Origin of the sequence: Pantoea sp. EABMAA-21 (assembly GCF_030053335.1) — a bacterium.
Classification (GTDB): domain Bacteria; phylum Pseudomonadota; class Gammaproteobacteria; order Enterobacterales; family Enterobacteriaceae; genus Pantoea; species Pantoea communis.
Genome location: NZ_JASGBX010000003.1, coordinates 146,520 through 172,132, shown reverse-complemented (window position 1 = coordinate 172,132; position 25,613 = coordinate 146,520). Strand labels below are relative to the sequence as shown.

26 protein-coding genes are annotated in these 25,613 nt (G+C 54.9%); 15 read left to right on the top strand and 11 right to left on the bottom strand.

Annotated features, from left to right (window positions below; translation table 11 throughout):
- The first annotated feature begins 41 nt into the window (after nt 1–41).
- The 5 genes from endA to ruvX all read left to right on the top strand — a co-directional run bounded on the left by endA (nt 42) and on the right by ruvX (nt 3,654).
- Nucleotides 42–749 (top strand): deoxyribonuclease I, encoded by a 708-nt coding sequence (gene endA, locus QMZ65_RS06295; RefSeq protein ID WP_034823262.1) that lies wholly within the window; start codon nt 42–44, stop codon nt 747–749.
- A 74-nt stretch (nt 750–823) separates the two neighbouring features.
- Entirely contained in the window at nt 824–1,555 is a 732-nt protein-coding gene (rsmE, locus tag QMZ65_RS06290; protein ID WP_038644914.1) for a 16S rRNA (uracil(1498)-N(3))-methyltransferase, read from the top strand.
- 92 nt (nt 1,556–1,647) lie between these two features.
- On the top strand, nt 1,648–2,592 hold the full coding sequence (gene gshB, locus QMZ65_RS06285) for a glutathione synthase (RefSeq protein WP_283215612.1): 945 nt from the start codon (nt 1,648–1,650) through the stop codon (nt 2,590–2,592).
- An 82-nt stretch (nt 2,593–2,674) separates the two neighbouring features.
- Nucleotides 2,675–3,238: a YqgE/AlgH family protein gene (locus tag QMZ65_RS06280; protein WP_034823267.1), complete on the top strand. Its 564-nt coding sequence runs from the start codon at nt 2,675–2,677 to the stop codon at nt 3,236–3,238.
- The gene (gene ruvX / locus QMZ65_RS06275) at nt 3,238–3,654 is read left to right on the top strand and encodes a Holliday junction resolvase RuvX (protein WP_034823268.1); all 417 of its coding nucleotides are present in this window, start codon (nt 3,238–3,240) and stop codon (nt 3,652–3,654) included. The genes QMZ65_RS06280 and ruvX overlap by 1 nt, the downstream gene beginning before the upstream one ends.
- A 342-nt stretch (nt 3,655–3,996) precedes the next feature.
- Here ruvX and QMZ65_RS06270 read toward each other — a convergent pair whose 3' ends face one another.
- Nucleotides 3,997–4,989, bottom strand: a complete 993-nt coding sequence (locus QMZ65_RS06270; RefSeq protein ID WP_283215611.1) for a type IV pilus twitching motility protein PilT — start codon at nt 4,987–4,989, stop codon at nt 3,997–3,999.
- A gap of 16 nt (nt 4,990–5,005) precedes the next feature.
- On the opposite strand from QMZ65_RS06270, the gene QMZ65_RS06265 reads away from it, so the two are divergent.
- From QMZ65_RS06265 to hemW, 4 genes are read left to right on the top strand one after another with little or no spacing between them, the layout of a single operon-like run.
- Nucleotides 5,006–5,713, top strand: a complete 708-nt coding sequence (locus tag QMZ65_RS06265) for a YggS family pyridoxal phosphate-dependent enzyme (RefSeq protein ID WP_211728605.1) — start codon at nt 5,006–5,008, stop codon at nt 5,711–5,713.
- Between the two features lie 12 nt (nt 5,714–5,725).
- The gene (locus QMZ65_RS06260) at nt 5,726–6,280 is read left to right on the top strand and encodes a YggT family protein (RefSeq protein WP_034823271.1); all 555 of its coding nucleotides are present in this window, start codon (nt 5,726–5,728) and stop codon (nt 6,278–6,280) included.
- A gap of 20 nt (nt 6,281–6,300) precedes the next feature.
- On the top strand, nt 6,301–6,894 hold the full coding sequence (locus tag QMZ65_RS06255) for an XTP/dITP diphosphatase (RefSeq protein WP_160833045.1): 594 nt from the start codon (nt 6,301–6,303) through the stop codon (nt 6,892–6,894).
- Nucleotides 6,887–8,017, top strand: a complete 1,131-nt coding sequence (hemW, locus tag QMZ65_RS06250) for a radical SAM family heme chaperone HemW (RefSeq protein ID WP_283215610.1) — start codon at nt 6,887–6,889, stop codon at nt 8,015–8,017. Before QMZ65_RS06255 ends, hemW begins: the two co-directional genes overlap by 8 nt.
- A 52-nt stretch (nt 8,018–8,069) precedes the next feature.
- Here hemW and QMZ65_RS06245 read toward each other — a convergent pair whose 3' ends face one another.
- The 3 genes from QMZ65_RS06245 to trmB all read right to left on the bottom strand — a co-directional run bounded on the left by QMZ65_RS06245 (nt 8,070) and on the right by trmB (nt 10,093).
- A complete protein-coding gene (locus QMZ65_RS06245) occupies nt 8,070–8,789 on the bottom strand; it encodes a YggN family protein (RefSeq protein WP_058959333.1) in 720 nt (239 codons plus the stop codon).
- A gap of 258 nt (nt 8,790–9,047) precedes the next feature.
- Nucleotides 9,048–9,374, bottom strand: a complete 327-nt coding sequence (locus QMZ65_RS06240) for a YggL family protein (RefSeq protein WP_034823275.1) — start codon at nt 9,372–9,374, stop codon at nt 9,048–9,050.
- Nucleotides 9,374–10,093, bottom strand: coding sequence for a tRNA (guanosine(46)-N7)-methyltransferase TrmB (gene trmB / locus QMZ65_RS06235; protein WP_283215609.1), 720 nt, complete (start codon nt 10,091–10,093; stop codon nt 9,374–9,376). The genes QMZ65_RS06240 and trmB overlap by 1 nt, the downstream gene beginning before the upstream one ends.
- 153 nt (nt 10,094–10,246) lie before the next feature.
- Here trmB and mutY point away from each other — a divergent pair, with 153 nt between their 5' ends.
- The 4 genes from mutY (at nt 10,247) to QMZ65_RS06215 (ending at nt 14,665) form a co-directional block, all read left to right on the top strand.
- Entirely contained in the window at nt 10,247–11,332 is a 1,086-nt protein-coding gene (gene mutY / locus QMZ65_RS06230) for an A/G-specific adenine glycosylase (protein WP_283215608.1), read from the top strand.
- The gene (locus QMZ65_RS06225) at nt 11,332–11,604 is read left to right on the top strand and encodes an oxidative damage protection protein (protein WP_034823278.1); all 273 of its coding nucleotides are present in this window, start codon (nt 11,332–11,334) and stop codon (nt 11,602–11,604) included. The genes mutY and QMZ65_RS06225 overlap by 1 nt, the downstream gene beginning before the upstream one ends.
- A gap of 53 nt (nt 11,605–11,657) precedes the next feature.
- The gene (mltC, locus tag QMZ65_RS06220; protein WP_097118064.1) at nt 11,658–12,737 is read left to right on the top strand and encodes a membrane-bound lytic murein transglycosylase MltC; all 1,080 of its coding nucleotides are present in this window, start codon (nt 11,658–11,660) and stop codon (nt 12,735–12,737) included.
- Nucleotides 12,738–13,240: 503 nt separating this feature from the next.
- Nucleotides 13,241–14,665, top strand: coding sequence for an amino acid permease (locus tag QMZ65_RS06215; protein WP_283215607.1), 1,425 nt, complete (start codon nt 13,241–13,243; stop codon nt 14,663–14,665).
- A 48-nt stretch (nt 14,666–14,713) separates the two neighbouring features.
- Here the strand turns inward: QMZ65_RS06215 and QMZ65_RS06210 are convergent, their stop codons facing one another.
- Nucleotides 14,714–16,864 carry an ornithine decarboxylase gene (locus QMZ65_RS06210; protein ID WP_097118066.1) on the bottom strand — a complete coding sequence of 717 codons (2,151 nt, stop codon included), beginning with the start codon at nt 16,862–16,864 and terminating at the stop codon, nt 14,714–14,716.
- Between the two features lie 548 nt (nt 16,865–17,412).
- On the opposite strand from QMZ65_RS06210, the gene acuI reads away from it, so the two are divergent.
- Complete coding sequence (acuI, locus tag QMZ65_RS06205; protein WP_283215606.1) at nt 17,413–18,396, top strand: acrylyl-CoA reductase (NADPH); 984 nt, start codon at nt 17,413–17,415, stop codon at nt 18,394–18,396.
- Between the two features lie 31 nt (nt 18,397–18,427).
- Here the strand turns inward: acuI and QMZ65_RS06200 are convergent, their stop codons facing one another.
- Genes QMZ65_RS06200 through QMZ65_RS06180 form a run of 5 tightly spaced genes read right to left on the bottom strand, consistent with a single transcriptional unit; the run spans nt 18,428 to nt 24,469 of the window.
- The gene (locus QMZ65_RS06200) at nt 18,428–19,207 is read right to left on the bottom strand and encodes a heme ABC transporter ATP-binding protein (protein ID WP_097118068.1); all 780 of its coding nucleotides are present in this window, start codon (nt 19,205–19,207) and stop codon (nt 18,428–18,430) included.
- Entirely contained in the window at nt 19,200–20,213 is a 1,014-nt protein-coding gene (locus tag QMZ65_RS06195; RefSeq protein WP_283215605.1) for a FecCD family ABC transporter permease, read from the bottom strand. Before QMZ65_RS06195 ends, QMZ65_RS06200 begins: the two co-directional genes overlap by 8 nt.
- Nucleotides 20,206–21,030, bottom strand: a complete 825-nt coding sequence (locus QMZ65_RS06190; RefSeq protein ID WP_283215604.1) for a heme/hemin ABC transporter substrate-binding protein — start codon at nt 21,028–21,030, stop codon at nt 20,206–20,208. The genes QMZ65_RS06195 and QMZ65_RS06190 overlap by 8 nt, the downstream gene beginning before the upstream one ends.
- On the bottom strand, nt 21,027–22,049 hold the full coding sequence (locus QMZ65_RS06185; RefSeq protein ID WP_283215603.1) for a hemin-degrading factor: 1,023 nt from the start codon (nt 22,047–22,049) through the stop codon (nt 21,027–21,029). Before QMZ65_RS06185 ends, QMZ65_RS06190 begins: the two co-directional genes overlap by 4 nt.
- A gap of 50 nt (nt 22,050–22,099) precedes the next feature.
- A complete protein-coding gene (locus tag QMZ65_RS06180) occupies nt 22,100–24,469 on the bottom strand; it encodes a TonB-dependent hemoglobin/transferrin/lactoferrin family receptor (RefSeq protein WP_283215602.1) in 2,370 nt (789 codons plus the stop codon).
- A 230-nt stretch (nt 24,470–24,699) separates the two neighbouring features.
- On the opposite strand from QMZ65_RS06180, the gene QMZ65_RS06175 reads away from it, so the two are divergent.
- Nucleotides 24,700–24,987: an Rdx family protein gene (locus tag QMZ65_RS06175; RefSeq protein WP_097118073.1), complete on the top strand. Its 288-nt coding sequence runs from the start codon at nt 24,700–24,702 to the stop codon at nt 24,985–24,987.
- A 68-nt stretch (nt 24,988–25,055) separates the two neighbouring features.
- Here the strand turns inward: QMZ65_RS06175 and QMZ65_RS06170 are convergent, their stop codons facing one another.
- A complete protein-coding gene (locus QMZ65_RS06170) occupies nt 25,056–25,595 on the bottom strand; it encodes a PadR family transcriptional regulator (RefSeq protein ID WP_097118074.1) in 540 nt (179 codons plus the stop codon).
- Between the last annotated feature and the right edge of the window lie 18 nt (nt 25,596–25,613).

The following is a 25,613-nucleotide window of genomic DNA, read 5'->3' as shown; positions in this document are numbered from 1 at the left end:
TTACCCTGCCGCCTTTTTACGCATCAGGTAATTTTTGGAATATGTCTCGCAAAACGCTGTTGTTACTCTCCTTATTAGTTGCCCCTATTAGCGCCTTCAGCCTCAGCATCACCCACTACAATCAAAACAACTTCCAGCAGGCCAAAGTGGTCGCCGCGCAGATCAATGCCGATGCCCCGGCAGAATTTTACTGCGGCTGCAAAATCAGCTGGCACGGCAAAAAGGGCGTTCCTGACCTCAGCAGCTGTGGCTACAGCGTGCGTAAAAATGCCAACCGCGCTGAACGTATTGAGTGGGAACATGTGATGCCCGCATGGGAGTTCGGCCATCAGCGCCAGTGCTGGCAAAATGGCGGACGCAAAAATTGCAGTAAAGATGCCGATTACCGCCGCATTGAAAGCGACCTGCACAATCTGCAACCGGCGATTGGTGAAGTGAATGGCGATCGCAATAACTTCCAGTACAGCCAGTGGAACGGCGGCGACGCGCAATATGGTCAATGCGCAATGAAAGTCGATTTCAAGCAGAAGCTGGCGCAGCCACCCGAGCGTGCGCGCGGTGCCATCGCCCGCACTTACTTCTACATGCGTGACCAGTATCAGTTGCGTCTGTCACGCCAGCAGACCCAGCTGTTCACCGCCTGGAACAAGCAATATCCGGTAAGCCAATGGGAGTGTGAACGCGACAACCGCATCGCGCAGGTGCAGGGAAATCACAATCCCTATGTACAACAGGCTTGCCAGCGCTAAAAGCGCTACCCTACACTAGCTTTTTTCCGATTGGGCCGTGTCCGAAGACACGGCATAACGCTGGCAGGAACCGCATGCGCATACCTCGCATTTATCATCCCGAACCTCTTGAAGTTAACAGTGAAGTCTTCCTCGACGAAGATGCCGCTAACCACGTCGGGCGCGTGCTGCGCATGACCGCCGGTCAACAAATTGAGCTGTTTGATGGCAGTAATCTGACTTTTAACGCCGAAATCACCCAGGCTGATAAAAAGCGTGTAAAAGTAAGGGTCCTTGCCAGTCAGCCTGATGACCGTGAATCTCCGCTCCATCTCCATCTTGGGCAGGTGATGTCGCGCGGCGAAAAGATGGAATTCACCATCCAGAAATCGATCGAACTCGGCGTGAACGTGATTACACCCTTGTTTTCGGAGCGCTGCGGCGTAAAGCTGGATGCTGAAAGACTGGCGAAGAAGATTCAGCAATGGCAAAAAATTGCGATTGCCGCCTGTGAACAGTGCGGCCGCAATCGTGTGCCGGAAATCCGTGAAGCGATGACACTGGAAGCCTGGTGTGCCGAGCAGGAAAGCGGTTTAAAGCTCAATCTGCATCCGCGTGCCAGCCACAGTATTAACACTCTGCCGCAGCCGGTTGAACGTGTACGCCTGCTGATTGGTCCGGAAGGCGGCTTATCCGCAGACGAAATTGCCATGACCGCGCAGCAAGGTTTCACCGATATTTTGTTGGGCCCACGCGTGTTGCGTACAGAAACTACCGCACTGACGGCCATTACGGCACTTCAGGTGAGGTTTGGTGACCTGGGTTAAGGGATACTTTTAGGGTTTTAAAACTACGCACGTGAAAAGCCGCAGCGCTGTCACGGAACGGGGCAATAAATTCCCCCTTTGAGGAGAGAATAATGATTAAGCTTGGCATCGTTATGGACCCAATTTCGTCCATCAACATTAAAAAAGACACCAGCTTCGCCATGTTGCTGGAAGCACAGCGCCGTGGTTACGAAATTCATTACTTGGAGATGGGCGATCTCTCACTGCGCGGTGGCGTGACATACGCCCGCACGCGCCTGCTGAGCGTGGAGCAGAACTACGACAAATGGTACGAGTTCGGCAGTGAGCAGGTAATCCCGCTGGCCGATCTCAACGTGGTGCTGATGCGTAAAGATCCGCCGTTTGATACCGAATTCATCTATGCCACCTACCTGCTGGAGCGCGCGGAAGAGCAAGGTACGCTGATCGTCAACAAACCGCAGAGCCTGCGTGACTGTAACGAGAAACTTTACACCGCGTGGTTCGCCGACCTGACGCCAGACACGCTGGTGACCCGCAATAAAGATCAGCTGCGTGCCTTCTGGCAGGAGCACGGTGATGTGATCCTCAAGCCGCTGGACGGCATGGGCGGCGCCTCCATCTTCCGCGTGAAGCAGGACGACCCGAACTTTGGTGTCATCACCGAAACCCTGACCAATCACGGCCAAAACTTCTGCATGGCGCAAAACTATCTGCCGGCGATCAAAGAGGGCGATAAACGCGTACTGGTGGTGGATGGCGAGCCGGTGCCTTACTGCCTGGCGCGTATCCCACAGGGTGGCGAAACCCGTGGTAACCTTGCAGCTGGTGGCCGCGGTGAAGCACGCCCGTTGAGTGACAGCGATTGGGAAATCGCCCGTCGCGTGGGTCCAACGCTGAAAGCTAAAGGGCTGATTTTTGTCGGTCTGGACATCATTGGTGATAAACTCACCGAAGTTAACGTAACCAGCCCAACCTGCGTGCGTGAAATCGAGGCTGCATTCCCGATCTCGATCACCGGCATGCTGATGGATGCCATTGAGAAACGCCTGGGCTGATGTCAACGGCGTGTAAGCGCCGTGAGAACCCAAAACCGACGTGGCTGCGGCCGCGCCGGTTATTTTTGGTATACGAGTGAGAATGAATTTACAGCACCATTTTTTGATTGCGATGCCGTCGCTGCAGGACCCGCTGTTCAAACGCTCGGTGGTGTATATCTGCGAGCACAATGAAGATGGCGCCATGGGCTTGATCGTGAATAAGCCGATGGAAAACCTGACGGTCGAAGGCATTCTGAAGAAACTTAAAATCAGCCCATCAGAACGTGATCCTGCCATTAAGCTGGATAAGCCGGTGTTCGCTGGCGGCCCGCTGGCGGAAGATCGCGGCTTTATCCTGCACTCTGCCCAGAAAATTTACTCTTCCAGCATCCGTATCTCTGATAACACCGTGATCACCACTTCACGGGATGTGCTGGAAGCGATCGGCACCTCAGAACAGCCCGATAACGTGCTGGTGGCTTTAGGTTATTGCGCCTGGGAAAAAGATCAGCTGGAGAACGAGCTGCTGGAAAATGCCTGGCTGACCACACCCGCGAACAGCAATATTCTGTTCCAGACGCCAATCGCCGAGCGCTGGCGCGAAGCCGCACGCAGCATGGGCATTGATATTCATAATATGACCAGCGATGCAGGGCACGCCTGATGGCCAGTGAAACCTTGCTTGGCTTCGATTTCGGCACCAAAAGCATCGGTGTGGCGGTCGGTCAACAGTTAACCGGCACCGCTCGCGCTCTGACCGCGCTTAAAGCGCAAGATGGCACGCCAGACTGGAAGCTGATCGAGAAGCTGCTGAAAGAGTGGCAGCCTGATTACGTGGTGGTGGGCTTGCCGTTGAACATGGACGGCACCGAGCAGCCGTTAACCGATCGCGCCCGTAAGTTCGCCAATCGCATTCATGGCCGATTCGGCGTGCGCGTTGAGCTGCAGGACGAGCGGTTAAGCACCGTGGAAGCGCGCGCCGACCTGTTCGAACGCGGTGGCTTCCGTGCATTGCAAAAAGGTCAGGTCGATTCGCAATCGGCGGTGATCATTCTGGAAGATTGGTTCGATACGCACTGATTGAAATCCAGGTGCGCGTGAATGCGCACCTGACAAATTGCGGCAACAGCTTGCTTGTTATTCGCTCGGCTATAGTGCTCCCGCCATTTACGGCAACCTGCAAACACGCCAATCAATTCTGCCACTTGTATTGACTCACAGGCGCGCAAATCATGCCCCGCCCTTTTGTAACGACTCGCAGGCATTAAAATCATCCCCGCCTCTTTGTATCAACTCGCAGGCACTCAAATCATGCCCACTCCCTTGTATCGACTTGCAAGCATTCAAATCATGCCCCGCCCTTTAGTATCAACTCGCAGGCACGCAAATCATGCCCGCCCTTCTGAATCGACTCGCAAATTCTCAAATCAATCCCGCCTGTTGTCGCGCCTGTTCGCTCTGCGCGAACGTCTGCATCCCTGACTGCGCGCCGGTTTGCAGCACGCCAGGTAGTTGATGCATCTTGCCCTCACGGATTAAATTGGTCACCGCAGGCGTGGCCACCAACACCTCGAACAAGCCAATTCGCCCGCCGTTTTTTGCCGGCACCAAACGCTGCGCCAGCACCGCTTTCAAACTGCCCGCCAACTGAGTGCGCACCAGGTTTTTTTCCTCGGCAGGAAACACATCCACCAGCCGATCCACCGCTTGCGTGGCACCTCGCGTGTGCAATGTTGCCAGTACAAGATGCCCGGTCTCTGCCGCCGTCAGCGCCAGCCGAATGGTCTCGCTGTCACGTAGCTCACCCAACAGAATCACATCCGGGTCTTCGCGCAGCGCCGCTTTCAATCCTTGCTGGAATGACACCGTGTGTGCGCCCACTTCCCGCTGCTGTATCAACGAGCGCTGGCTGTGATGCAAAAATTCAATCGGATCTTCCAGCGTAATAATGTGGCGTGCCTGTTCGCGATTGAGGCTGTCCACCATCGCAGCGAGCGTGGTGGATTTACCGCTGCCGGTGGCACCCGTGATTAAGATCAGCCCCTCTTCCAGCTGCAACAACTGCGTTACCACGTCAGGCAGTTGCAATGGGTTGATGTTGGGCGCCTGGCTGTCAATCAAGCGCAGCGCCAGCGATAAACCGTGGCGCTGCATAAACAGGTTGGCGCGCAAACGCACGCCGCTTTTCAGGGTGATGGCAAAATCAACGTGCCCGCTCGCTTCCAGCTCATCCTGCTGTACGCCGCTGAGCCACTGTTGCAAAAAGGTTTCCAGCCAGTCGCCATCCAATGCGGTTTGTTGTGGGATCGGCTCCAGCACCCCCTGCCGTCGCCAGTGCGGTAAATGTCCGCTGCAAAGGTGCAGATCGGCGGCGTTATGCTTTACACTAAGGGCCACAACTTCATCCAAATCCATTTAACTTCTCCTGACTATGACTTCCATTGAGCACAACCTACAGCAAGTGCGTGAGCGTATCGCCACTGCCGCTGCACGCTGCGGCCGCGCGCCAGAAGAAATTACCCTGCTTGCAGTGAGCAAAACCAAACCTGCGAGTGCAGTCGCAGAAGCGATTGCTGCGGGTCAGCAGGCATTCGGTGAAAATTACGTACAGGAAGGGGTTGAAAAGGTGGCTGAGCTGGCCGCACATCCTGATCTGCAGTGGCACTTTATCGGGCCGCTGCAATCCAATAAAAGCCGCCTGGTGGCGGAGAATTTTGCCTGGTGTCACACCGTGGATCGTGAACGCATTGCACAACGCCTCAACGATCAGCGTCCGGAAGCGTTGCCACCGCTTAACGTGTTAATTCAGGTAAATATCAGTGACGAGAACAGCAAATCTGGCATCATGCTGGAGGCGATTCCGGCGCTGGCAGCGCAGATAGCCGCATTGCCGCGTCTGCGCTTGCGCGGATTGATGGCGATCCCGGCGCCGGAGTCAGATTACGATCGACAGTTCGCGGTATGTCAGCAGATGGCTGACGCGTTTAACGCTCTAAAACAGGATTACCCTAACGTCGATACGCTTTCTCTGGGAATGAGCGACGACATGGATGCGGCAATCGCCGCAGGCAGCACCATGGTGCGCATTGGCACCGCCGTATTTGGCGCGCGGGATTATGCGCGACCTTCACAACAATAATTGAGGAACCTCATGTTAACAATGACGTTTTTAGTCAAAACGCTGATCGACCTGTACGTGATGGTATTGCTGCTACGCATCTGGATGCAGTGGTCACGCTGTGATTTCTACAACCCGCTGTCACAGTTTGTGGTGAAGATTACACAGCCGATTATCAAGCCGCTGCGCCGCGTGCTGCCAGCGATAGGCCCGATTGACACAGCCTCGCTGGTGCTGGCCTTTGTACTGACCACCCTGAAATATCCGGTGCTACTGTTAATTCAGGTTGGCGTGTTCTCAGTGGATCCCACCAATCTGTTAGTCGGCCTGTTGTCACTGGTGAAATCCGCCGGTTATCTGGTGTTCTGGGTGATTATCATTCGTTCACTGATGAGCTGGATCAGCCAGGGACGTGGCCCGATTGATTACGTGTTGATTCAGCTGACTGAACCGCTGATGGCACCGATTCGCCGTATTCTGCCTGCGATGGGCGGCATCGATTTCTCTGCCATGATTGTGATTCTGGTGCTGTACGCGCTGAACTTCCTCGGCATGGACCTGTTCCCGGGTCTCTGGTATTTGCTGTAATTCGTTAATCTGGAACTGTTATGCAAAAAGTCGTACTCGCCACCGGTAATCCGGGCAAAGTTCGTGAACTGGCCGATCTGTTAGCGGCCTTCGGCCTCGATATCGTGGCGCAAACCGAGCTGGGCGTTGAGTCAGCGGAAGAAACCGGTCTGACCTTTATTGAAAATGCCATTCTTAAGGCCCGTCATGCGGCGCAGATCACCGGCTTGCCAGCGATTGCCGATGACTCTGGTCTGGCGGTGGATGCGCTCGGCGGCGCGCCAGGCATCTACTCTGCGCGCTATGCCGGAGAAGACGCCAGCGATCAGCAAAATCTCGATAAGCTGCTGGTGGCGCTGGAAAACGTGCCGGAGGGCGAGCGTCAGGCGCAGTTCCATTGCGTGCTGGTTTATGTGCGTCATGCTGAAGATCCGACACCGCTGGTGTTCCACGGCAGCTGGGCGGGTGAAATCACCCGTGCAGCCGCAGGTGAAGGCGGCTTTGGTTACGACCCGATTTTCTATGTTCCTGAACTGGGCAAAACCGCAGCAGAGCTGAGTAAAGATGAAAAGCGTGCTGTTTCCCACCGTGGCAAAGCATTGACGCTGTTACTGGATGCGATGCGCAATGCCTGAGTTACCTCCGTTAAGCCTGTACATCCACATTCCGTGGTGTGTGCAGAAGTGTCCGTACTGTGATTTCAACTCCCACGCGTTAAAAGGCGAGGTGCCGCACATCGAGTATGTGCAGCATCTGCTCAGCGACCTTGAACAGGATCTACCGCTTACCGCTGGCCGCGAAGTGCGCACCATCTTCATTGGCGGCGGCACACCGAGTCTGCTCAGCAGCAATGCCATGCAAATGTTGACGGATGGCGTGCGTGCGCGCCTGCCGCTGGCGGCCGATGCAGAGGTCACCATGGAAGCCAATCCGGGCACCGTGGAAGCGGATCGCTTCAGCGGCTACCAGAAAGCCGGTATTAACCGTATTTCGATTGGCGTGCAGAGTTTTAGCCCGCAGAAGCTGGAGCGCTTAGGGCGCATTCACGGCCCTGATGAAGCGGTACGTGCCGCCCATCTCGCCGCCGGTCTTGGTCTGCGCAGCTTTAATCTCGATCTGATGCACGGCTTGCCCGATCAGTCACTGGAAGAGGCACTGGACGATTTGCGTCAGGCGATTGCGCTGAATCCGCCGCACCTGTCGTGGTATCAGCTGACCATCGAGCCGAACACGATGTTCAGCTCGCGTCCGCCGGTGTTGCCGGATGACGATGCGCTGTGGGACATCTACGAACAAGGCCATGAGTTGCTGAGTGCCGCTGGTTATCAGCAGTACGAGACTTCAGCCTATGCCAAGCCGGGTTATCGCTGCGAGCACAACCTCAACTACTGGCGCTTCGGTGATTACCTCGGTATCGGCTGTGGTGCGCACGGCAAGCTGACGCAGCCGGATGGCAGAATTGTGCGTACGGTGAAAACCCGTCATCCGCGCGGCTTTATGCAAGGTAATTACCTCGACAAGCAGCACGATGTGGAGAACGAAGACAAGCCGTTTGAGTTCTTTATGAACCGCTTCCGTCTGCTGGAAGCCGCACCGCGTGCAGATTTCAGCCGCTATACCGGGCTGGATGAACAAGTGATTCGTGCACAGATGGATGCAGCGATCGAGGCAGGTTACGTGGTGGAAACCGCAGAGCAGTGGCAGATAACCGAAAAAGGGAAGTTGTTCCTGAATTCGCTGCTTGAACTGTTTATGTAGGCCAAACAGTCATATAACCCAGCGGCACGCTACTTCGTCCCGCTGGTTTTTTTTAACCTTTAACGCCCTGCACTAACGCTTTGCGCTGCCCTTCCAGATCCGTCACGCGATTACACACCTCATGACCGAAGTTCTGGAAGTCCTGTTCCTGCTTATTCCATTCTGCCTGAACCGCCTGCTGCAGACCGCCGAGGTTGCCCATGATCGCCTGCAGTGGATTACTGCCGCTGGCGGCCTGGCTGCTGCCCATCTCGTTCAGGCTGTCCTGCATAATGCCGCCCAGCGTGCTCTGCACCAGCTTTTCGCCTTCAGCGCGCACCTGGTCAATCGCCTGATGGTGGAAGGTCAAACCATCCGGGCGATGCTCAATGATACGGTTCATCTGCTGCTTCAGCTGTCCATCCAGCCTGGTCAGGCGATTGCGCACGTTGCTGTTGGCACCGAGCTTTTCCACAATCACTTTATCCAGCGCCACACGGCTGCGTTCCAGACGCGTCGAGGCCCCGTTATCTACCCACGGCAGATCACGGCGTAACGCATTCTGATAGTCGATGGCTTTCTGTCGCGTGGCGTTATCCACGTTGGCTTTCTGCCCGTTAAAGGTCACATCGCCCTGCGGTGAGATTTCAAGATTACCGTTGGTGCCGACCACCTGCACGCTCTGCGGTTTGATGATCACATCATCCTGAGGATTAACGCTGCACTGATAATCAGCCTGCGCCTGTGTCGCTGCGGCCAGCAGCAGTGCGGTAAGAAGCGCCTTACGAACCATGAAATCTCCCTAAAATGAAAAGCCGCCCACGCCTTTGCAGTTAGTACAAGTCAGGCGTAAGCGGCGCAGCGAATTTGGTGACGGCCAACGCACAGCAACCGGAGCGTACTAAAGTACGTGAGGATGACTCGCGTTGCTCGCCCCTTTCGGGGCCGCCCTTTGGGCGTTCAAGTCGCTAATGCAACTTGTGCGAGCACTGGCCGGCGCCAAAAGCGCAAGTGAGCTAGCCTGAAGCGATATCTCAGGCCAGTAAAGTACTTAGTCCCACCAGACGTCAAAGAGTTCAGTTACCTGAACATCCGACAGCTCGCGTTTCTCCAGCCATTTGCGCACCAGCTCACGGTGCTCATCGGTGCACTTACCGGTTTCCTGCAGGCAAACCAGACCTTCCCACACCAGATAACCGCTGCCGTCATACGCCAGGCCATTGGGATCGATCACTTCAGTAATAAACTGATCCAGCGTGGCATCAATCTGCTCCTCGGTGGTGCCTTCGGCAAAACGCCAGGCCACAGAGAAACCTAACTCCTGAAACTCATCGATATGCAGTTTTTTACGTAAACGACGGCTACGCTGTACGGCCATTATTTAATCCTCTCAAACATCAGATCCCAAACGCCATGGCCCAGTCGCTGCCCGCGCTGCTCAAATTTCGTTAACGGACGCGTTTCCGGACGCGGCACGTAATCGTTAGCTTCTGACAGGTTTTTATACCCATCCACGCTGTTCATGATTTCCAGCATGTGTGTCGCGTAATCTTCCCAGTCAGTGGCCATATGGAACACGCCGCCCAGTTTCAGCTTACGCATCACCAGCTCGGCAAAAGGTACCTGCACAATGCGACGTTTATTGTGGCGCGCTTTATGCCATGGATCCGGGAAGAACAGCTGAACCATGCGCAGTGAGTTATCCGGAATCATCTGCTGCAACACTTCTACTGCGTCGTGACACATCACACGCAGGTTTTCCACGCCTGCCTCTTTGGCAGAAGCCAGACAGGCTCCCACGCCCGGCGCATGCACTTCAAGACCGAGGAAGTTCTGGTGAGAATTATTTTGCGCCATGGTCACCAGTGAGGCGCCCATGCCAAAACCGATTTCCAGCACCACTGGCGCTTCACGGCCAAACAGTGCTGACAAATCCAGCGGCTCCTGCTGGAACTCGACGCCCATCTCCGGCCAGTAATTATCGAGCGCGAGCTGCTGTCCTTTCGTTAAGCGCCCCTGGCGGCGCACAAAACTGCGGATACGGCGTAATGGCCGCCCGTTCTCATCAAATTCCGGGGTGATGACGTCATTAATCATGTTGAAGCCTGCTGGTTAGCCTTTTCTGGGAAACGGGCATTATGCAAAGTTAGATAGCAGAAGCAAGCCTTTGCAATCTTCCGGTTTACACCCCGATGTCTCTGTGCTGGAATTCCTGCCTGATTGTAGAGCAAACACGGAATATTTCCTCAAATGATGCAAGCGCCGCAGTTCGCGCAACAGGTGCTGGAGTGGTATCAGCGCTTCGGCCGCAAAACCCTGCCGTGGCAGCAGGAGAAGACACCTTATAAAGTGTGGCTCTCCGAAGTGATGCTGCAGCAGACGCAAGTTGCCACCGTTATCCCTTACTTTGAACGCTTTATGGCGCGCTTCCCGACGATTGCCGATCTGGCCGCTGCACCGCTGGACGAAGTACTGCATCTGTGGACCGGACTCGGCTACTACGCCCGTGCGCGCAACCTGCATAAAGCGGCGAAGCAGGTGGTGGATAAGCACGGTGGCGAGTTCCCGCGCAATTTCGATGATGTGGCCGCGCTGCCCGGCGTTGGACGCTCCACCGCGGGTGCAGTGCTGTCCTTATCGCTAGGCCTGCATTTCCCGATTCTGGATGGCAACGTCAAGCGCGTGCTGGCCCGGTGTTATGCAGTTGGCGGTTGGCCGGGCAAAAAAGACGTTGAGAAACGTTTATGGCAGATTAGCGAAGAAGTAACACCTGCCGAAGGCGTAAGCCAGTTTAATCAGGCGATGATGGACCTCGGTGCGTTAGTGTGTACTCGCTCACGTCCTAAGTGTGAAATTTGCCCGGTCAGCAACGGTTGTATAGCGTATGCCAACAATAGTTGGGCCGAATATCCGGGTAAGAAACCCAAAGTGACGATTCCAGAGCGCACCGGCTGGTTCCTGATGATTCAGCACGGCGGCGACGTATTCCTGGAGCAACGTCCGCCGGTGGGATTATGGGGCGGTTTGTTCTGCTTCCCACAGTTCACCAGTGAGCAAGCGCTAACTGACTGGCTGGCCGAACGCGGCATTCACGCCAAACCACAGCAGCTGACGGCTTTTCGTCATACCTTTAGTCATTTCCACTTAGACATTGTGCCTATGTGGCTGGCGTGGCCTTCTGCCGGGTCGCTGATGGATGAAGCGAGCGGTCTCTGGTATAACTTAGCGCAACCACCGTCAGTGGGTTTGGCAGCGCCCGTAGAGCGTTTACTGCACGAATTGCGCCATCCCCAGCAACTGGCACTGCACACGCGCGTGATCCAAGAGGAAGAGTAATGAGCCGCACCATTTTTTGTACGTTTCTGCAACGCGACGCTGAAGGGCAGGATTTCCAGCTCTATCCAGGCGAGATCGGTAAGCGCATCTACAATGAGATTTCCAAAGAAGCCTGGCAGCAGTGGATGTCCAAGCAGACCATGTTGATCAACGAGAAAAAGCTCAACATGATGAACCCGGAAGATCGCAAAGTGCTGGAAAAGGAGATGATCAATTTCCTGTTCGAAGGCAAAGATGTGCACATCGAAGGTTTCACCCCGCCAGAAAAATAATCGTTCAGGGCCTCCCTTTGAGGCCCTCTTTTTGAATCAGGCACGCATTTACAATGAATAAAAAACTGATAGCGCTGTTAGTGATTGCTCCACTTTTGGTTTCCTGCTCCGGACAAAAAAAATCGCAGTATCACGAAGAGTGGGTTAAGGACACCAACGGTTTCGACATCCTGATGGGGCAGTTCGCCGCCAACATTGAAAATATTTGGGGTATCAATGAGGTTCTGATCGCCGGACCGAAGGATTACGTCAAATATAGCGACAGCTATTACACCCGCAGTCACATCAACTTCGACAGCGGTAGCATCACCATTGAGACCATTGCTGGCACCGATCCGATGGCCAGCCTGCGCCAGGCGATCATCACCACGCTGTTGATTGGTGACGATCCGGGTAATGTCGATCTCTACTCCGATGCCAATGATATTCAGATCAGTAAAGAGCCGCTGCTTTACGGCCAGGTGCTGGATAACACCGGTCAGCCGATTCGCTGGCAGGGACGCGCGGCCAATTTCGCCGATTATCTGATTCAGAACAAACTACAAAAACGCACTTCTGGCCTGCATGTCATCTGGTCGGTCACCATTCCGATGGTGCCAAACCACCTCGACAAACGTGCGCACAAATATCTGCCGCTAGTGCGTAAAGCCGCTGAAGAGTACGGCGTAGATGCATCCCTGATTCTGGCGATTATGCAGACGGAATCGAGCTTCAACCCCTATGCGGTCAGCAACTCCGATGCGCTGGGCTTGATGCAGGTGGTTCAGCACACCGCTGGCGTGGATGTGTTCCGCATGAAGGGCAAATGGGGTAAACCAAGCCGTAGCTATCTGCTCGATCCTGCCAATAACATCGATGCGGGTACCGCCTATCTGTCGCTGTTGCAGAAGAGTTATTTAGGCGGAATTCAGGATCCAGTGTCACGCCGTTACGCGGTGATTACTGCTTACAATGGCGGCGCGGGCAGCGTACTGCGCGTGTTCTCCAGCGATAAAGATCGCGCCTTCGCGAAGATTAACGACATGTCGCCGAATGAAGTTTATCAGACGCTGACCACCAGCCATCCATCTGGCGAGTCACGCCGTTATCTGTATAAAGTGAATCAGGCACAGCGTAGTTATCATCGGTATTAATCATCAACTGATGAGTTAATGCATTAGTTATTTTAGGGGCAGACAGAGAGAAAAAGATTGACTCTGACTGCCTCTTTTTTAATTACCCTCGCAGGGATATATCCCGTCGATAAATTTCGCCTGACCTCACAAAAATAAGAAATCGATATGGTGAAACTTCGCCCATCGCAACGACTTGTTTTTACTAGCACACGCACGACCTGCCGAACATATATATTCTATATTCTTTCGTTTTCTTCCCATCTTACATTCCCGCCCTGATTGACCCTTTTTTCAATAAGGTGCAATGATTATTTCACGTCCCCACAGATAAATTAACAACGTCCCACATCGCTCTATAAATAATTTCTTGCATTGATTTAAATAATTAAAATATCGATGAAGATCACACTTCATCGCGGAAAATAACATCGTATCGGGCATATCAACATTATTTCATCAACACGGATGCTTGCATCCCGTGGGATATCCAATGTCATGCCTGAATTGCTAAGAGGAAATGTATGGGCCATTCACCCGCAAAACAGGATTCGTTAGGCGACGGCCTTTCAGATCGACAGGTTGGTATGATCTCCATCGCTGGCATTATTGGTGCCGGGTTATTTGTCGGCTCCGCGAATGCCATCGCCACGGCGGGCCCGGCCGTATTGCTCTCCTACGCGATGACCGGCGTGCTGGTGCTTCTGGTAATGCGCATGCTGGGTGAAATGGCCGTGCTGCAACCCGATTCGGGGTCCTTTTCCACCTACGCGGCGAAAGCCATTGGTCCGTGGGCCGGTTTCACTATCGGCTGGTTATACTGGTGGTTTTGGGTATTACTGATTCCGGTTGAAGCGATTGCCGGTGCCGATATTCTGCATGCTTATTTCCCTTCCATTGCCTCGTGGCAATTTACCACCGCGATTATCCTGTTGCTCACCGTCACCAATCTTTTTAGCGTTAAAAATTTTGGCGCCTTTGAGTTCTGGTTCGCCATCATCAAAGTGGTGGCGATTATTGGATTTATTGGCATCGGGATTGTGGCGATTTCCGGATACTGGCCGCTGGCAAATGTCAGTGGTGTGGCACATTTATATAACAGTATTGGCTTTATGCCGCACGGTTTTGGCGCAGTATTAACCGGTATTTTACTGACCATTTTTTCATTCTTTGGCGCGGAGGTGGTCACCATTGCCGCCGTGCAATCTAAAGACCCTGATAAAAAAATCAGCCGTGCGATTAATCTGGTGGTTTACCGCATCGCATTATTTTATTTGCTGTCTATTTTCCTCGTGGTGTCGCTGGTGGCATGGAATGATCCGCAGCTGTTAGCCCAGGGAACATTCCAGTATGTGTTGTCCACACTGAATTTCCCCGGTGCCAAACTGGTGGTGGATTTGGTGGTGCTGATTGCCGTGTGCAGCTGCATGAATTCCGGGTTATATACCGCTTCACGCATGCTCTATTCTCTGGGTAAACGCGGTAATGCCCCGTCCTCTTGTGCCACGGTATCCAACGGTGGCGTGCCACGTGTGGCGGTATTGGGTTCCACGCTGGCGGGCTTTGTCGCCTGTATTGCCAACTACGCTTTTCCGGGCGAGGTGTTTGCCTTTCTGATCTCCACCACTGGCGCGATTGCGCTGATTGTCTATCTGGTGATTGCCGTTTCACAGCTGAGAATGCGTACGGCGATGGAAAAACAGGGCATCACGCCTGATTTTAAAATGTGGTTGTTCCCGTGGCTGACCTGGCTGAGCATTTTGATGATTGTCAGTGTGCTGGGCTATATGTTCTATCTGCCGCAGTATCGCTACGAGAGCTTAATGACGCTGATGGTGACGTTTATGGTGCTGTGCGTCGGTATTTACATCACCGGTAAACGCCGTAAGCAGGCGACATACCGCACAGGAAGGCTGGCTAAAGAGAAAATTCAGGTGGTTCGACACTAACAGGATGCTGACGGCGTGTGGTGATTGCACCGCACGCCGTCAGGCAGGTTAGCGCACCATCATATTTGCCACTAAGTGTTTACGTCCGCTGTCATCTTCCTCGGTGTAAACCCCTTGCAGCTCCGGTGAGAAGCCCGGCAACAAGTTGATACCCTCTTCCAGCGCGAGGAAGTAACGCTGCACCGCGCCACCCCACACTTCGCCTGGCACCACGCACAGCACGCCTGGTGGATAAGGCAATGCGCCTTCGGCAGCAATGCGCCCTTCAGCTTGCGCAATTGCCACCAGTTCCACCTCACCACGGATGTAAGCCTGATGCGCATCCTGTGGATTCACTTCGACTTTCGGGAAGCAGGCCTGGCGGAACATCGCTTTCTGCAGATCTTTCACATCGTAGCTGACGTAGAGATCGTGCATCTCCTGACACAGGCGGCGCAGCGTGTAGCCTTTATAGCGCTCCATGTTTTTGCGATAAATGCTCGGCAGCACTTCAGCCAGCAGCGCATCCTCTTTCACATGGTGTTCAAACTGCTCCAGCATCGCCACCAGATGCGCCATCTTCTCCGGATTCTCCGCTGGCGTCAGCAGGAACAGGATGGAGTTGAGATCGCACTTCTCCGGCACAATGCCGTTCTCGCGCAGGTAGTTCGCCAGAATAGTCGCCGGAATACCGAAGCTGGTGTATTCACCGCTGGCGGCATCAATGCCTGGCGTGGTCAGCAGCAGCTTGCAGGGATCGACCAGATACTGCTCGCTGGCGTAACCCTCAAAGCCGTGCCATTTCTCGCCTGGCGCCAGGCTGAAGTAAGCCGGATCGGCGGCGATAACCTCGGTTTCCGCCGACTGCCACAGCTTGCCGTGCACTTTCTCCGGCAGGAACGGCTGAATCATCTCGCAGCGTTCCAGAATCGCTTTACGTGCATCAATGCCGATGGTGACGCATTCGTGCCACATGCTGCGCCCGGCTTCACCTTTGTGCATGCGCGCATTGATATCCAGCGCGGCAAACAGCGGATAGAACGGGCTGGTTGAGGCGTGCAGCATAAAGGCGTTGTTGAGACGCTTATGTGGACAGAAGCGCTTCTGACCACGGATGTGGTTGTCTTTCTTGTGAATCTGCGAGGTCTGCGAGAAGCCCGCCAGCTGTTTGTGCACCGACTGGGTGACAAAAATGCCGGGATCGTTCTCGTTCAGCTCCAGCGTCAGCGGCGAGCAGCCTTCCATTAACGGGATAAATTGCTCGTAGCCCAGCCACGCCGAATCAAACAGGATGTAGTCGCACAGATGGCCGATGCGATCCACCACCTGGCGAGCGTTGTAGACGGTGCCATCGTAGGTGCCGAGCTGGATAATTGCCAGGCGGAACGGGCGCTGATCTTTGGCGCGATGTGGCGCGACTTTCTGCACCTGTTCGCGCAGGTAGGCTTCATCAAAGCAGTGCGCATCAATGCCGCCGATAAAGCCGAACGGATTACGTGCCGCTTCCAGATACACCGGCGTAGCGCCCGCCTGAATCAGCGCACCGTGATGGTTGGATTTATGGTTGTTGCGGTCAAACAGTACCAGATCGCCGCGCGTCAGCATGGCGTTGGTCACCACTTTGTTGGCGCTGGAGGTGCCGTTCAGCACGAAATAGGTTTTATCGGCGTTAAACACTTTCGCTGCGTACTTCTGTGCATGCTTGGCCGAACCTTCATGGATCAGCAGGTCGCCCAACTTGACGTCTGCGTTGCACATGTCGGAACGAAACACGTTCTCGCCATAGAATTCATAGAACTGACGCCCGGCCGGATGCTTACGGAAAAACGCCCCGCCCTGATGGCCCGGACAGGCAAAGGTGCTGTTCTGCATATCAACATAGCGCGTCAGGGTATCGAAGAACGGCGGCAGCAGGTCAGACTCATACGCCTGCGCGGCTTCTTCCAGCGCTTCCCACTCTTCCGGTGCACCGTTGATTTCCCCGGTCACGCCCGGCAGCTTCAGCACTTCTTCATCGAACGCGTTGGCGACAAACACCGGCAGATTAAAACCGGTCTGGCGCAACAGCGTTAACACGCCACTGCGTGTATCCGCCAATGAGACGACCACCGCCGCCACATCGGTAAAATCAGTATTGTCGAGCGTCACCACATCACGCGCGGTGTTCAGGCTTAGGCTTGGCGCTACCGCAACGCTGGCAGCGATTTTCAATGGATTCATAACACAAATCCCCGTAATGAAGGATGAGTGGGTGCCAGTGGCACAGCAATGAGGAAAATTCCCCGGCGAATAACGTCTTCGGGCGGATCAACCGCCGCAACCGATAGACATCAGTAAAGTCAGATCGCGTCTGTCTTTAGTCATGTCCAACAGCATAGCGCGTTAAGCTGGCCTCACCGCATGGTGAGGGAGAATTGCGAACAACAGATGACGGAGGGCCGCTTATCGTAAAGCGAACGGAGACAAGTGCATAAGCGCATTGTACCGAGCATGGCGGCGTCCTCAGGGTGGATGGAATCAGTGGAAAGCTGCGGCGCAATGATGGCATCTTTTTTTTACTGGAACAACCCGTTGCAACGAGATTGATACGCATAAGCAACATTCAGCAACAATCTGATTAATAAGTGAATATCAAATCATGGAGTGATAAAAACGCTTAAATATCTTTATGTTATGCGAATTTATGCAAGGTGTGTCCGCCTTCATGTTGCTCCCTGTTTCCAGAGGAGTAATATGGCCCGCACTTTCCTCAATCAGCCGGAGGCTGCATGTTTAAGGCATTAGTCATTGAAAATGATGAGCAGGGATACCGCACTTCCCTGCAGGATCTGTCAGAACAACAGTTGCCCGATCAGGATGTCTCCCTCGAAGTTAGCTACTCCACCCTCAACTACAAAGACGCGCTCGCCATCTGCAATAAAGGGCCGATTGTGCGTCAGTTCCCGATGGTGCCGGGTATCGATTTTGTCGGTCGGGTGATCAGCAGCCGCCATCCAGAGTGGCAGCAGGACGATGTGGCACTGCTCACCGGTTGGGGTGTGGGTGAAAAGCATTGGGGCGGACTGGCGCAGAAGGCCAGCGTTTCTGGTGACTGGCTGGTGAAAGTGCCTGCGGCTTTAAGCCCGTTGCAGACCATGGCGATTGGCACCGCCGGCTTCACCGCGATGCTGTGCGTTCTGGCTCTGGAAAAACAGGGCATCACGCCGCAGCATGGCCCGGTGCTGGTGACGGGTGCCAGCGGCGGCGTCGGCAGTTTCAGCGTCAGTTTGCTGGCCCGTTTAGGCTATGACGTGGTGGCCTCCAGCGGACGCGCCAGCGACAGCGATTACCTGATCAACACCCTCGGCGCCTCATCGATTATCGATCGCGCTGAACTGAGCGCACCCGGCAAACCCCTGGCGAAAGAGCGTTGGGCCGCAGCGATTGATAGCGTCGGCAGCCATACGCTGGCCAACGTGCTGGCGGGCATCAAGCGCGATGGTGTGGTGGCAGCCTGCGGCATGGCGCAAGGTCTGGATCTCCCCACCAGCGTGGCACCGTTTATTCTGCGCGGCGTGGTGTTAGCCGGAGTGGATAGCGTGATGTGCGCTAAGCCGTTGCGTGAGCAAGCGTGGCAGCGTCTGGCGGAACTGGTGGATGGCGCACTGCTGGAGCAGTTAACCAAAGTCATTCCGCTAAGTGAAGCGCGTGAAGGTGCCGAGGCATTGCTGGCGGGCGAAGTTCGTGGACGTCTGATTGTCGATTGCCGGTAACTTTTTGGGCGCCATAAATGGCGCCCCACTTCTACGCCCGCAGCTGAATTTGCGGCCTGCCCTGCTCTTGCGGCATCACAACGTGCAGTTCCGCCTGATACCAGCGCGTCAGCGTGGTTTCCGTCATCACTTCTTGCGGTGAACCCTGCGCCACCAGCTTGCCCTGATGCAACAGCAGAATGCGATCGGACCACAGCGACGCCAGATTGAGATCGTGCAGCACGGTGCAGACGCTAAAGCGACCGTTGCGCGTCAGCTTATGCAGCAATCGCAAACTGTACTGCTGCCAATACAGGTCGAGTGCGGAAGTCGGCTCATCAAGAAACAGCCAGCCACGCGGACCATCATCATGCCATAACTGCGCCAGCACTCGCGCCAGCTGCACGCGCTGCTGTTCCCCACCGGAGAGCGAACGATAATCGCGCTTCGCCAGTTCCAGGCTGCCAGTGATGTGCATCACCTCTTCAATCACCGCTTTGGATTTGCTGGCAGGCCAGGGCGCACGGCCCATCGCCACCACCTCTTCAGCAGGCAGCGGAAAAGTCACGCTGTTTTGCTGGCGCATCACCGCACGACGTTGCGCCAGCGGTTCACGCGGCCAATCGATTAACGGGCGATCGCCGAGCCAGCACTCCCCCGCTTCAGGCGCCAGAAACCCAGTTAACAGGCGCAACAGCGTGGACTTGCCTGCGCCGTTGGGGCCGATTAAGGAAATCATCTCACCAGGCTGCAAGGTAATAGAGACATCATCAATCAGCGCACGCGTGCCATGACTAAAGCGCAGGCCGCGAGCCTGCATTGAATCACTCATTCATCCCCCTTTTCTGACGCAGAATCAGCCAGAGAAACCATGGTCCACCGATCAGGCTGGTGATCAATCCCACCGGCATTTCCGCCGGCATTTCCGCCGGGATCACCACCGTGCGCGCCAGCGTATCCGCCAGCAATAGCAAGATGGCTCCCGCCAGTGCCGAACCCGGCAGCATCCAGCGATGATCGCTACCAACACAGAAACGCATCACGTGCGGCACCACCAGTCCGACAAAACCGATAATCCCGCTCACCGACACCGCCGTGCCCACCAGCAGCGCACTCAGCACCAGTAACTCACGCTGGGTGCGCTTCACATCAATCCCCATGTAATGCGCGTCTTCCTCACCGAGTTGCAGCAGATTAAGACGGCGCGCACGGGTCTGGATGGCAATCAACGCAGGAAGAATCAGTACAGCACACACCGCCAGACTCGGCCATTGTGCCGCGCTCAAACTGCCCATGCCCCACAGTGCCAGCTGGCGTAACTGCTGGTCATTACTGAGCCAGGAGAGCACACCTACCGCCGCACCGCACAAGGCGTTGATGGCGATACCGATCAGCAACAAACGTGACAGATTCCCCAGCGCCAGCCGGCTGAAACTAAAGATCAGCAGCGTGACGACCAGGCTACCGATAAACGCAGCAATCGATGGCAGCCACAGCGCCAGCAAAGGCGGCAAGCTGAGCGGCACCACAATCGAAACCGCTACTGCTAGCCCCGCTCCACTGCTGATCCCAAGCAAACCCGGATCGGCCAGCGGATTGCGAAACAAACCCTGCATCACCGCGCCCGATACAGCCAATGCCATACCGAGCAGCACCGCCAGCAATACGCGCGGCAGGCGGATGTTCAGCCAGATTTGCCACGCCATATCGCTGAGCGGCGCGTGGAACAGCGTGCGCATCGACAGCGGCATGGCACCAAAATTGGCAGCCATCAGCATGCAAATCACCATGCTGATGCCCATCAATAGCAGCCAGCGCATCACGGCGGTGTTAGTCATGTTTTACCGCTTCGGCGGCCTTACGCAGCTTCACGATGGTCTCCGGCGTATCAAGACCAAAGCCCAACATGGCCATCTCATCGACCACCAGCAAGGCGTGATGCTGGCCTGCAGGTGTTAACGCCAGACCCGGCAGCGACCAGATTTTCTCTTCGCCGCCCAGCGTGCGCAGGCCATCTTCACCCACCACCACCAGATCCGGCGCGGCAGCAACCACACCTTCCTGTGACAGCTGCTGATAATGCGGGATTGCCGCCATGGCGTTGACCAGACCGGCACTGCGGATTGCAGCATCAGCGCCGGTTTGGTTACCTGCCGCCTGAGTGCGCATGCCACCGTGCGACATCACAAACAGCACTTTGACTGGCAGCGGCTGCTGGGGAATCTGAGCGCGCTGCTTGTTCACTTTCTCAATCAGCGCCTTCGCTTCTGCATCACGGTGCAATGCTTTACCGATGGTGGCGATCTTTTCCGGGATGGCGTCGAGGCTGGTTTTGCCGGTGACATCCACCACTTTCACGCCAGCGCTCTCGACCTGCTGTAACACCAGCGACGGTTTCGCCAGCTCGCTGGTCAGCACCAGCGTAGGCTTCATCGCCAGAATGCCCTCGGCATTAAGCTGGCGCATATAACCGATATCCGGCAACTTGTTAGCCTGCGCTGGATGCTGGCTGGTGCTGTCGCGCGCCACCAGATCGGCCTGTGCATCTAAGGCATAGATGATTTGCGTCACGTCACCGCCAATAGAGATCACCCGTTCAGCGGCAAATGCCGGCAGCGCCAGCGCGCCCAGCAGTAATAGGGTCAGACGTTTCATGCTGTCGCTCCCAATGCGGTGACTTGCTCACGCCAGCGCGCCTGCTCTGGCGTGCCTTCGCTACGCTGTCCATACAGCTGCGCGATCTGCGTGCCATCGGCAGCAAAGAGTTCGAGGCTGGTGACAAAGCCATCGCCACTCGGTTTGCGCGTCACCCAGCTCTCGGCAATGTGGTCCGCCATCAGGTGCAGCGTGAATGTTGGGTTGAAGATGTTGACCCAATTGTCCATCGGCATCAGTTTCTCCACCGCACCGGTGAAGATCTGCGTGCAACCCCGGTTGCCGATAAAGATCATGATTTCGTTGCCATCCTGCTGCGCCTGCTCCAGCAGTTGAGCCAGCGAATCGTTGCTGACCTGACGCGCCAAATCGTCCGGCACCGCGTGAAACGCCTGCTGGCGTGAAATATTGTGGCGCTTCAGTAAGCCAAAGAACTGATGCACATCGGTGATGGCGCGCCATTCGGCTTCCACTTTATCGGCATCAATGGCGCGGCTGTGTTCCTGCGCGGTGGCAGGTTGTGGATCGAGTGCCGCAGCGGCTTCAACGGTAAATTCGGCGATCAGCGCATCCCATGCCGCCATCTCGGTATTGTCGGTGGTGTAGATTTTCAGTACCGCATCCGCGTGGCGATCAAAAATCTGAATACTTTGACGTTCGCCGCGCGCTGTCTGCTCACGCAGGAAGAAGGCGCTGTGCCACTGTGCCGGGAACAGACGCTGATCGAGCGCACGCGGGTTAAGGATCAGTCCGGCATGTTCGCCGAGGTGCAGGTTCTCATATTTGCCGACCTGCTCATGCACCGCATATTCGTTGCGGGTGATGCTTTTGGTTTCGCCAACGGCTTCCAGTGCCTTCAGCAACGCCGGGAAATCTGCTTTTAACGCTTGCGCATCCTGGCCGACGCGCGCTTCACACAGCTGCGCTTCGCCAATGCCCATCAGAGCGGCCAGATCGCGGGCATACTTCTTCGGATGCTCGCCCTTCAGCGCCAGGTAGTGATCGTAACGTGGGTTCATTGCTCTTGCTCCATGAAAAGGCCCTGCGCGAACGCAGGGCGAAAAAATGATTAGAAGTCGACGTTCACACCGAGTTGGAAGGTGCGGCCTGGCTGAGTTGCCAGTGCGATATCGTTGCGATCCTGTGCGGTATCGCTGGTCATTTCGCGGCTGCTCAGGTAATCCCAATATTTACGATCTGTCAGGTTATACACGCCACCGCTCAGCTTGACGTTCTTAGCCACCTGCCAATAAGCCGTCAGATCGACCATACCGTAACCCGGCACGCGCTCGTAATCGGTGGTGGAATCGGTCAGTGCAGAACCGGTATTGGTATAGCTCTGGCGGTTGGTCGCCGTGGCTTTTTTGCCCTTCACGAAGGTTGCCGTCACAGCAGCACCGTACTCGTTCTGCAGCGCATCCCAACCCAGGCCCAGCACCGCTTTCATTGGCGGTACGCTTTCCAGATCGACGTAACGGTCGCCTAGGTAACTCGATTTAGATTTACCTTCGTTATAGCTAAAGGCGAAGCGTGCGCTCAGGCCCTGCACATCTTGATGCCAGGTGCCGAAATTCACCTTCCCACTCAACTCAGCACCATAGATATAGGCTTTATCGCGATTCTCTGACTGATAAGTAGTGTAAATGTTGCCTGGAACGTTGGTGAATTTCTCCGGGCTACCGGCACGGGTGTAACGGTTATAGGCAATGAAGTTTTTGTAAGCGTTGTAGTAAACCGCTGTGTTCATCACCACGCCTTCGGTCGGCTGTCCTTTCAGACCCCATTCGAAGTTGTTGCTGGTTTCGGTTTTCAAATCCGGGTTACCAATCAGCGCATATTGCTGACTACCCGCATAGCTGGAACCGAGGTTCCATGAACCATACAGCTGGCTGGCGTTCGGGAATTGTGCGCCGCGCTTGTATTGCAGATAGGTCATCAGTGTTGGCGTGAGCTCATAGTGGAATGCCAGTGATGGCAGAACCTGCGTATCGCTATTGCCTGAGCCATAAAGCGTTTCAACTTCTGATTCGGTTAGAACGGTGCTGCCGCTGGTCAGGCTGCTGAGGTTATCAGGCTTGGTATTTTGGTAAGCCACACGTACGCCCGGCACCACCGCAAAGTTGTGGCCATCCAGGTCGAAGTTGATCTTATCCTGCACAAAGCCGCCCAGCGTGTAGCTGCGGCTGTCTGCTTCAGGCTGCATGATTACACTGAAGGTACCAGGCGTCGGTGACTGGCGGAATGGGCGCTCGGTTTTTTCCAGACGTCCATTTAAACCGGCAGTCAGCTCATGACGACCCAGCGTTTTAGCCAGGTTGGTTTCAAAGCCGTAGCTGTCAGTGTTGTAGTCCGAGTAAACCGTTTCATAGGCTGACGCACTCGAAGGCATATAGGTGTTGTCATGCGCTTCGGTGTGCTGCCAGTAGACACGCGTGCTCAGGCTGTCGATGAAGTCGTTGTAAGGCGTGTACTCGTCCGCCAGGCTCAGGCCGAAGCGACGGGTATCGCTCTGCTGCTGTGCGGTGCCGTATACGGTATTGCCTGAAGTATCCCAGCTGTCGTAATGGGTGTGATTGGTTTTATGGTAGAAATCGGCGGTACCGGTGATTTTGTGCGCGTCATTCGGCTCCCACACCACGCTGCCCAGCAGTGCGTCAGAGTGCCAGTTGGCAGGATAGGCGCCACGGCTCGCATCATTGTTTTGCGTTTCCTGGCCATCGCGACGGCTGTAAACAAAGATACCGCGCAGTTCCTGATCGCCTGCTGCGGCAGTGATGCCGTTGTGCCAGCTGCGGTTTGAGGAATCGAAGTCGCTCTGGTAGCCAAAGTAGGTGGTTTTACCGGGATGTAAGTAGTCGTCTGGCGTCTTGTTGCGGAACGATACCGCACCACCAATCGCGGTGTTGGCCTGAGAGACTGAAGTCGCGCCTTTATCAATATCCACGCGACCAAACATGTATGGGTCGATGTAATCGCGGCCAATACCAAAGGTATCCAAACCGGCGCGGCTGACGTAGCTACGGCCAGTGGCATCCGGCAGAGAAACACCGTCAACGTTGATATCGACGCGGTTGCTTTCCAGACCACGGATGTTGTAGCCGGTGTAGCCCGCGCGATCAAAACCACTTTTACCTGCAGAAGAGCCGCCGCTTGCACCAGTTGCCGTCACGCCTGGTTCGTAGCGCATGATGGTACCGAAATCATTGCCGCCATCCCGCTGCATATCGGCGGCGGTAATGGTGCTTTTGCTACCGGCTTGTTTCTCCAGCTTCGGCGCAGTTACCGTCATAACCGGCTCTGCACTGGTGGATTTGTCAGAAGATAAAGCAAGTGTCGTGTTGTCGTTGGCTGCATAGCTGCAAGCGGCGTGAATAGCGGAAGACAAAATCGCAACTTTAAACAGACGTTGCTGGGTCATTCCCTGAAAGAGTGAAGACATGCGCGAAATACCTGGTTAATTGTTAGTATTCGCTCACTGGATTGCCGCCAAAAAAACGCGATATGCGTTAATAAACCGTAAAATATGTGGACTTATTTTATGTAATAAATAATTTCGTCAGGAATGTAATGCAATTGGTAATCATTATCAATAAACTTTACACTAAGATGTATCTTAGACCGCACATTTTGTTAACTTGTTTATAATCAATAATTAAGAAGAGGCGCCTGATGTCGCAAAAACCGGCTGTGACGATTTACTACTGCACTCAATGCAACTGGCTGCTGCGTTCGGCGTGGATGGCGCAGGAACTGCTGCACACTTTTGCCGAAGATTTGAGCGCGGTGACGCTGAAACCTGGTACTGGCGGCGTATTTGAAATCTCGATTGATGGCACGGTGATTTGGGAGCGTAAACAGGAAGGCGGATTCCCGGATGCGGCCGCGCTGAAACAGCGCGTGCGTGATTTCTGCTGGCCGGATCGCGAGTTAGGGCACGTGGATAAGAAGAAGCCCTAAAGAGGGTTTCAATAAGGGCGCCAGGTTGCGCCCATGACAGAAAATCAAAACGTTAATGCCTGTGAGGGTTAACTGCTGGCGATTTTTTCCGTCGCTTCATTCAAAGCGTTAATCACAATTTCCAGCGCCTCAGGAGAAATATCTTCCTGCGACAAACGATGGTTCAGCGTATGCCGAATATGATGAATCGCCTGCTCGACTTCCGGAATACTGCGATTATTCACCAGAATCGCCAGCGAAGTCAGTCGCTCAATAATATTGGCAATATTCTCGCCGTTCTCGGCTAATAATGCGCGACCACCTTCATTGAGTGCGTAGGCTTTACGCGATGCATGTGCATCCACCACGCGGATCGCATCCATCTCTTCGAGCAAAGTGAGGTTAGGATAGATGATGCCAGGGCTGGGGGAGTATTCCCCTTTGGACAGCTCTTCCACTGACTTGATGAGCTCATAGCCATGCGCAGAACCGTTGGCGAGGAAATGCATCATCAACAGGCGGATATCACTGGCATCCAGCATCCTTTCCCGGCGCTTTTTACGCGCACCTGCACAGATTGCACGTTGTGCATTATCGGACTGCCATGGAAAATCCCGCTGCTGTTTCATTGCCTTCCCTGAGGTCAA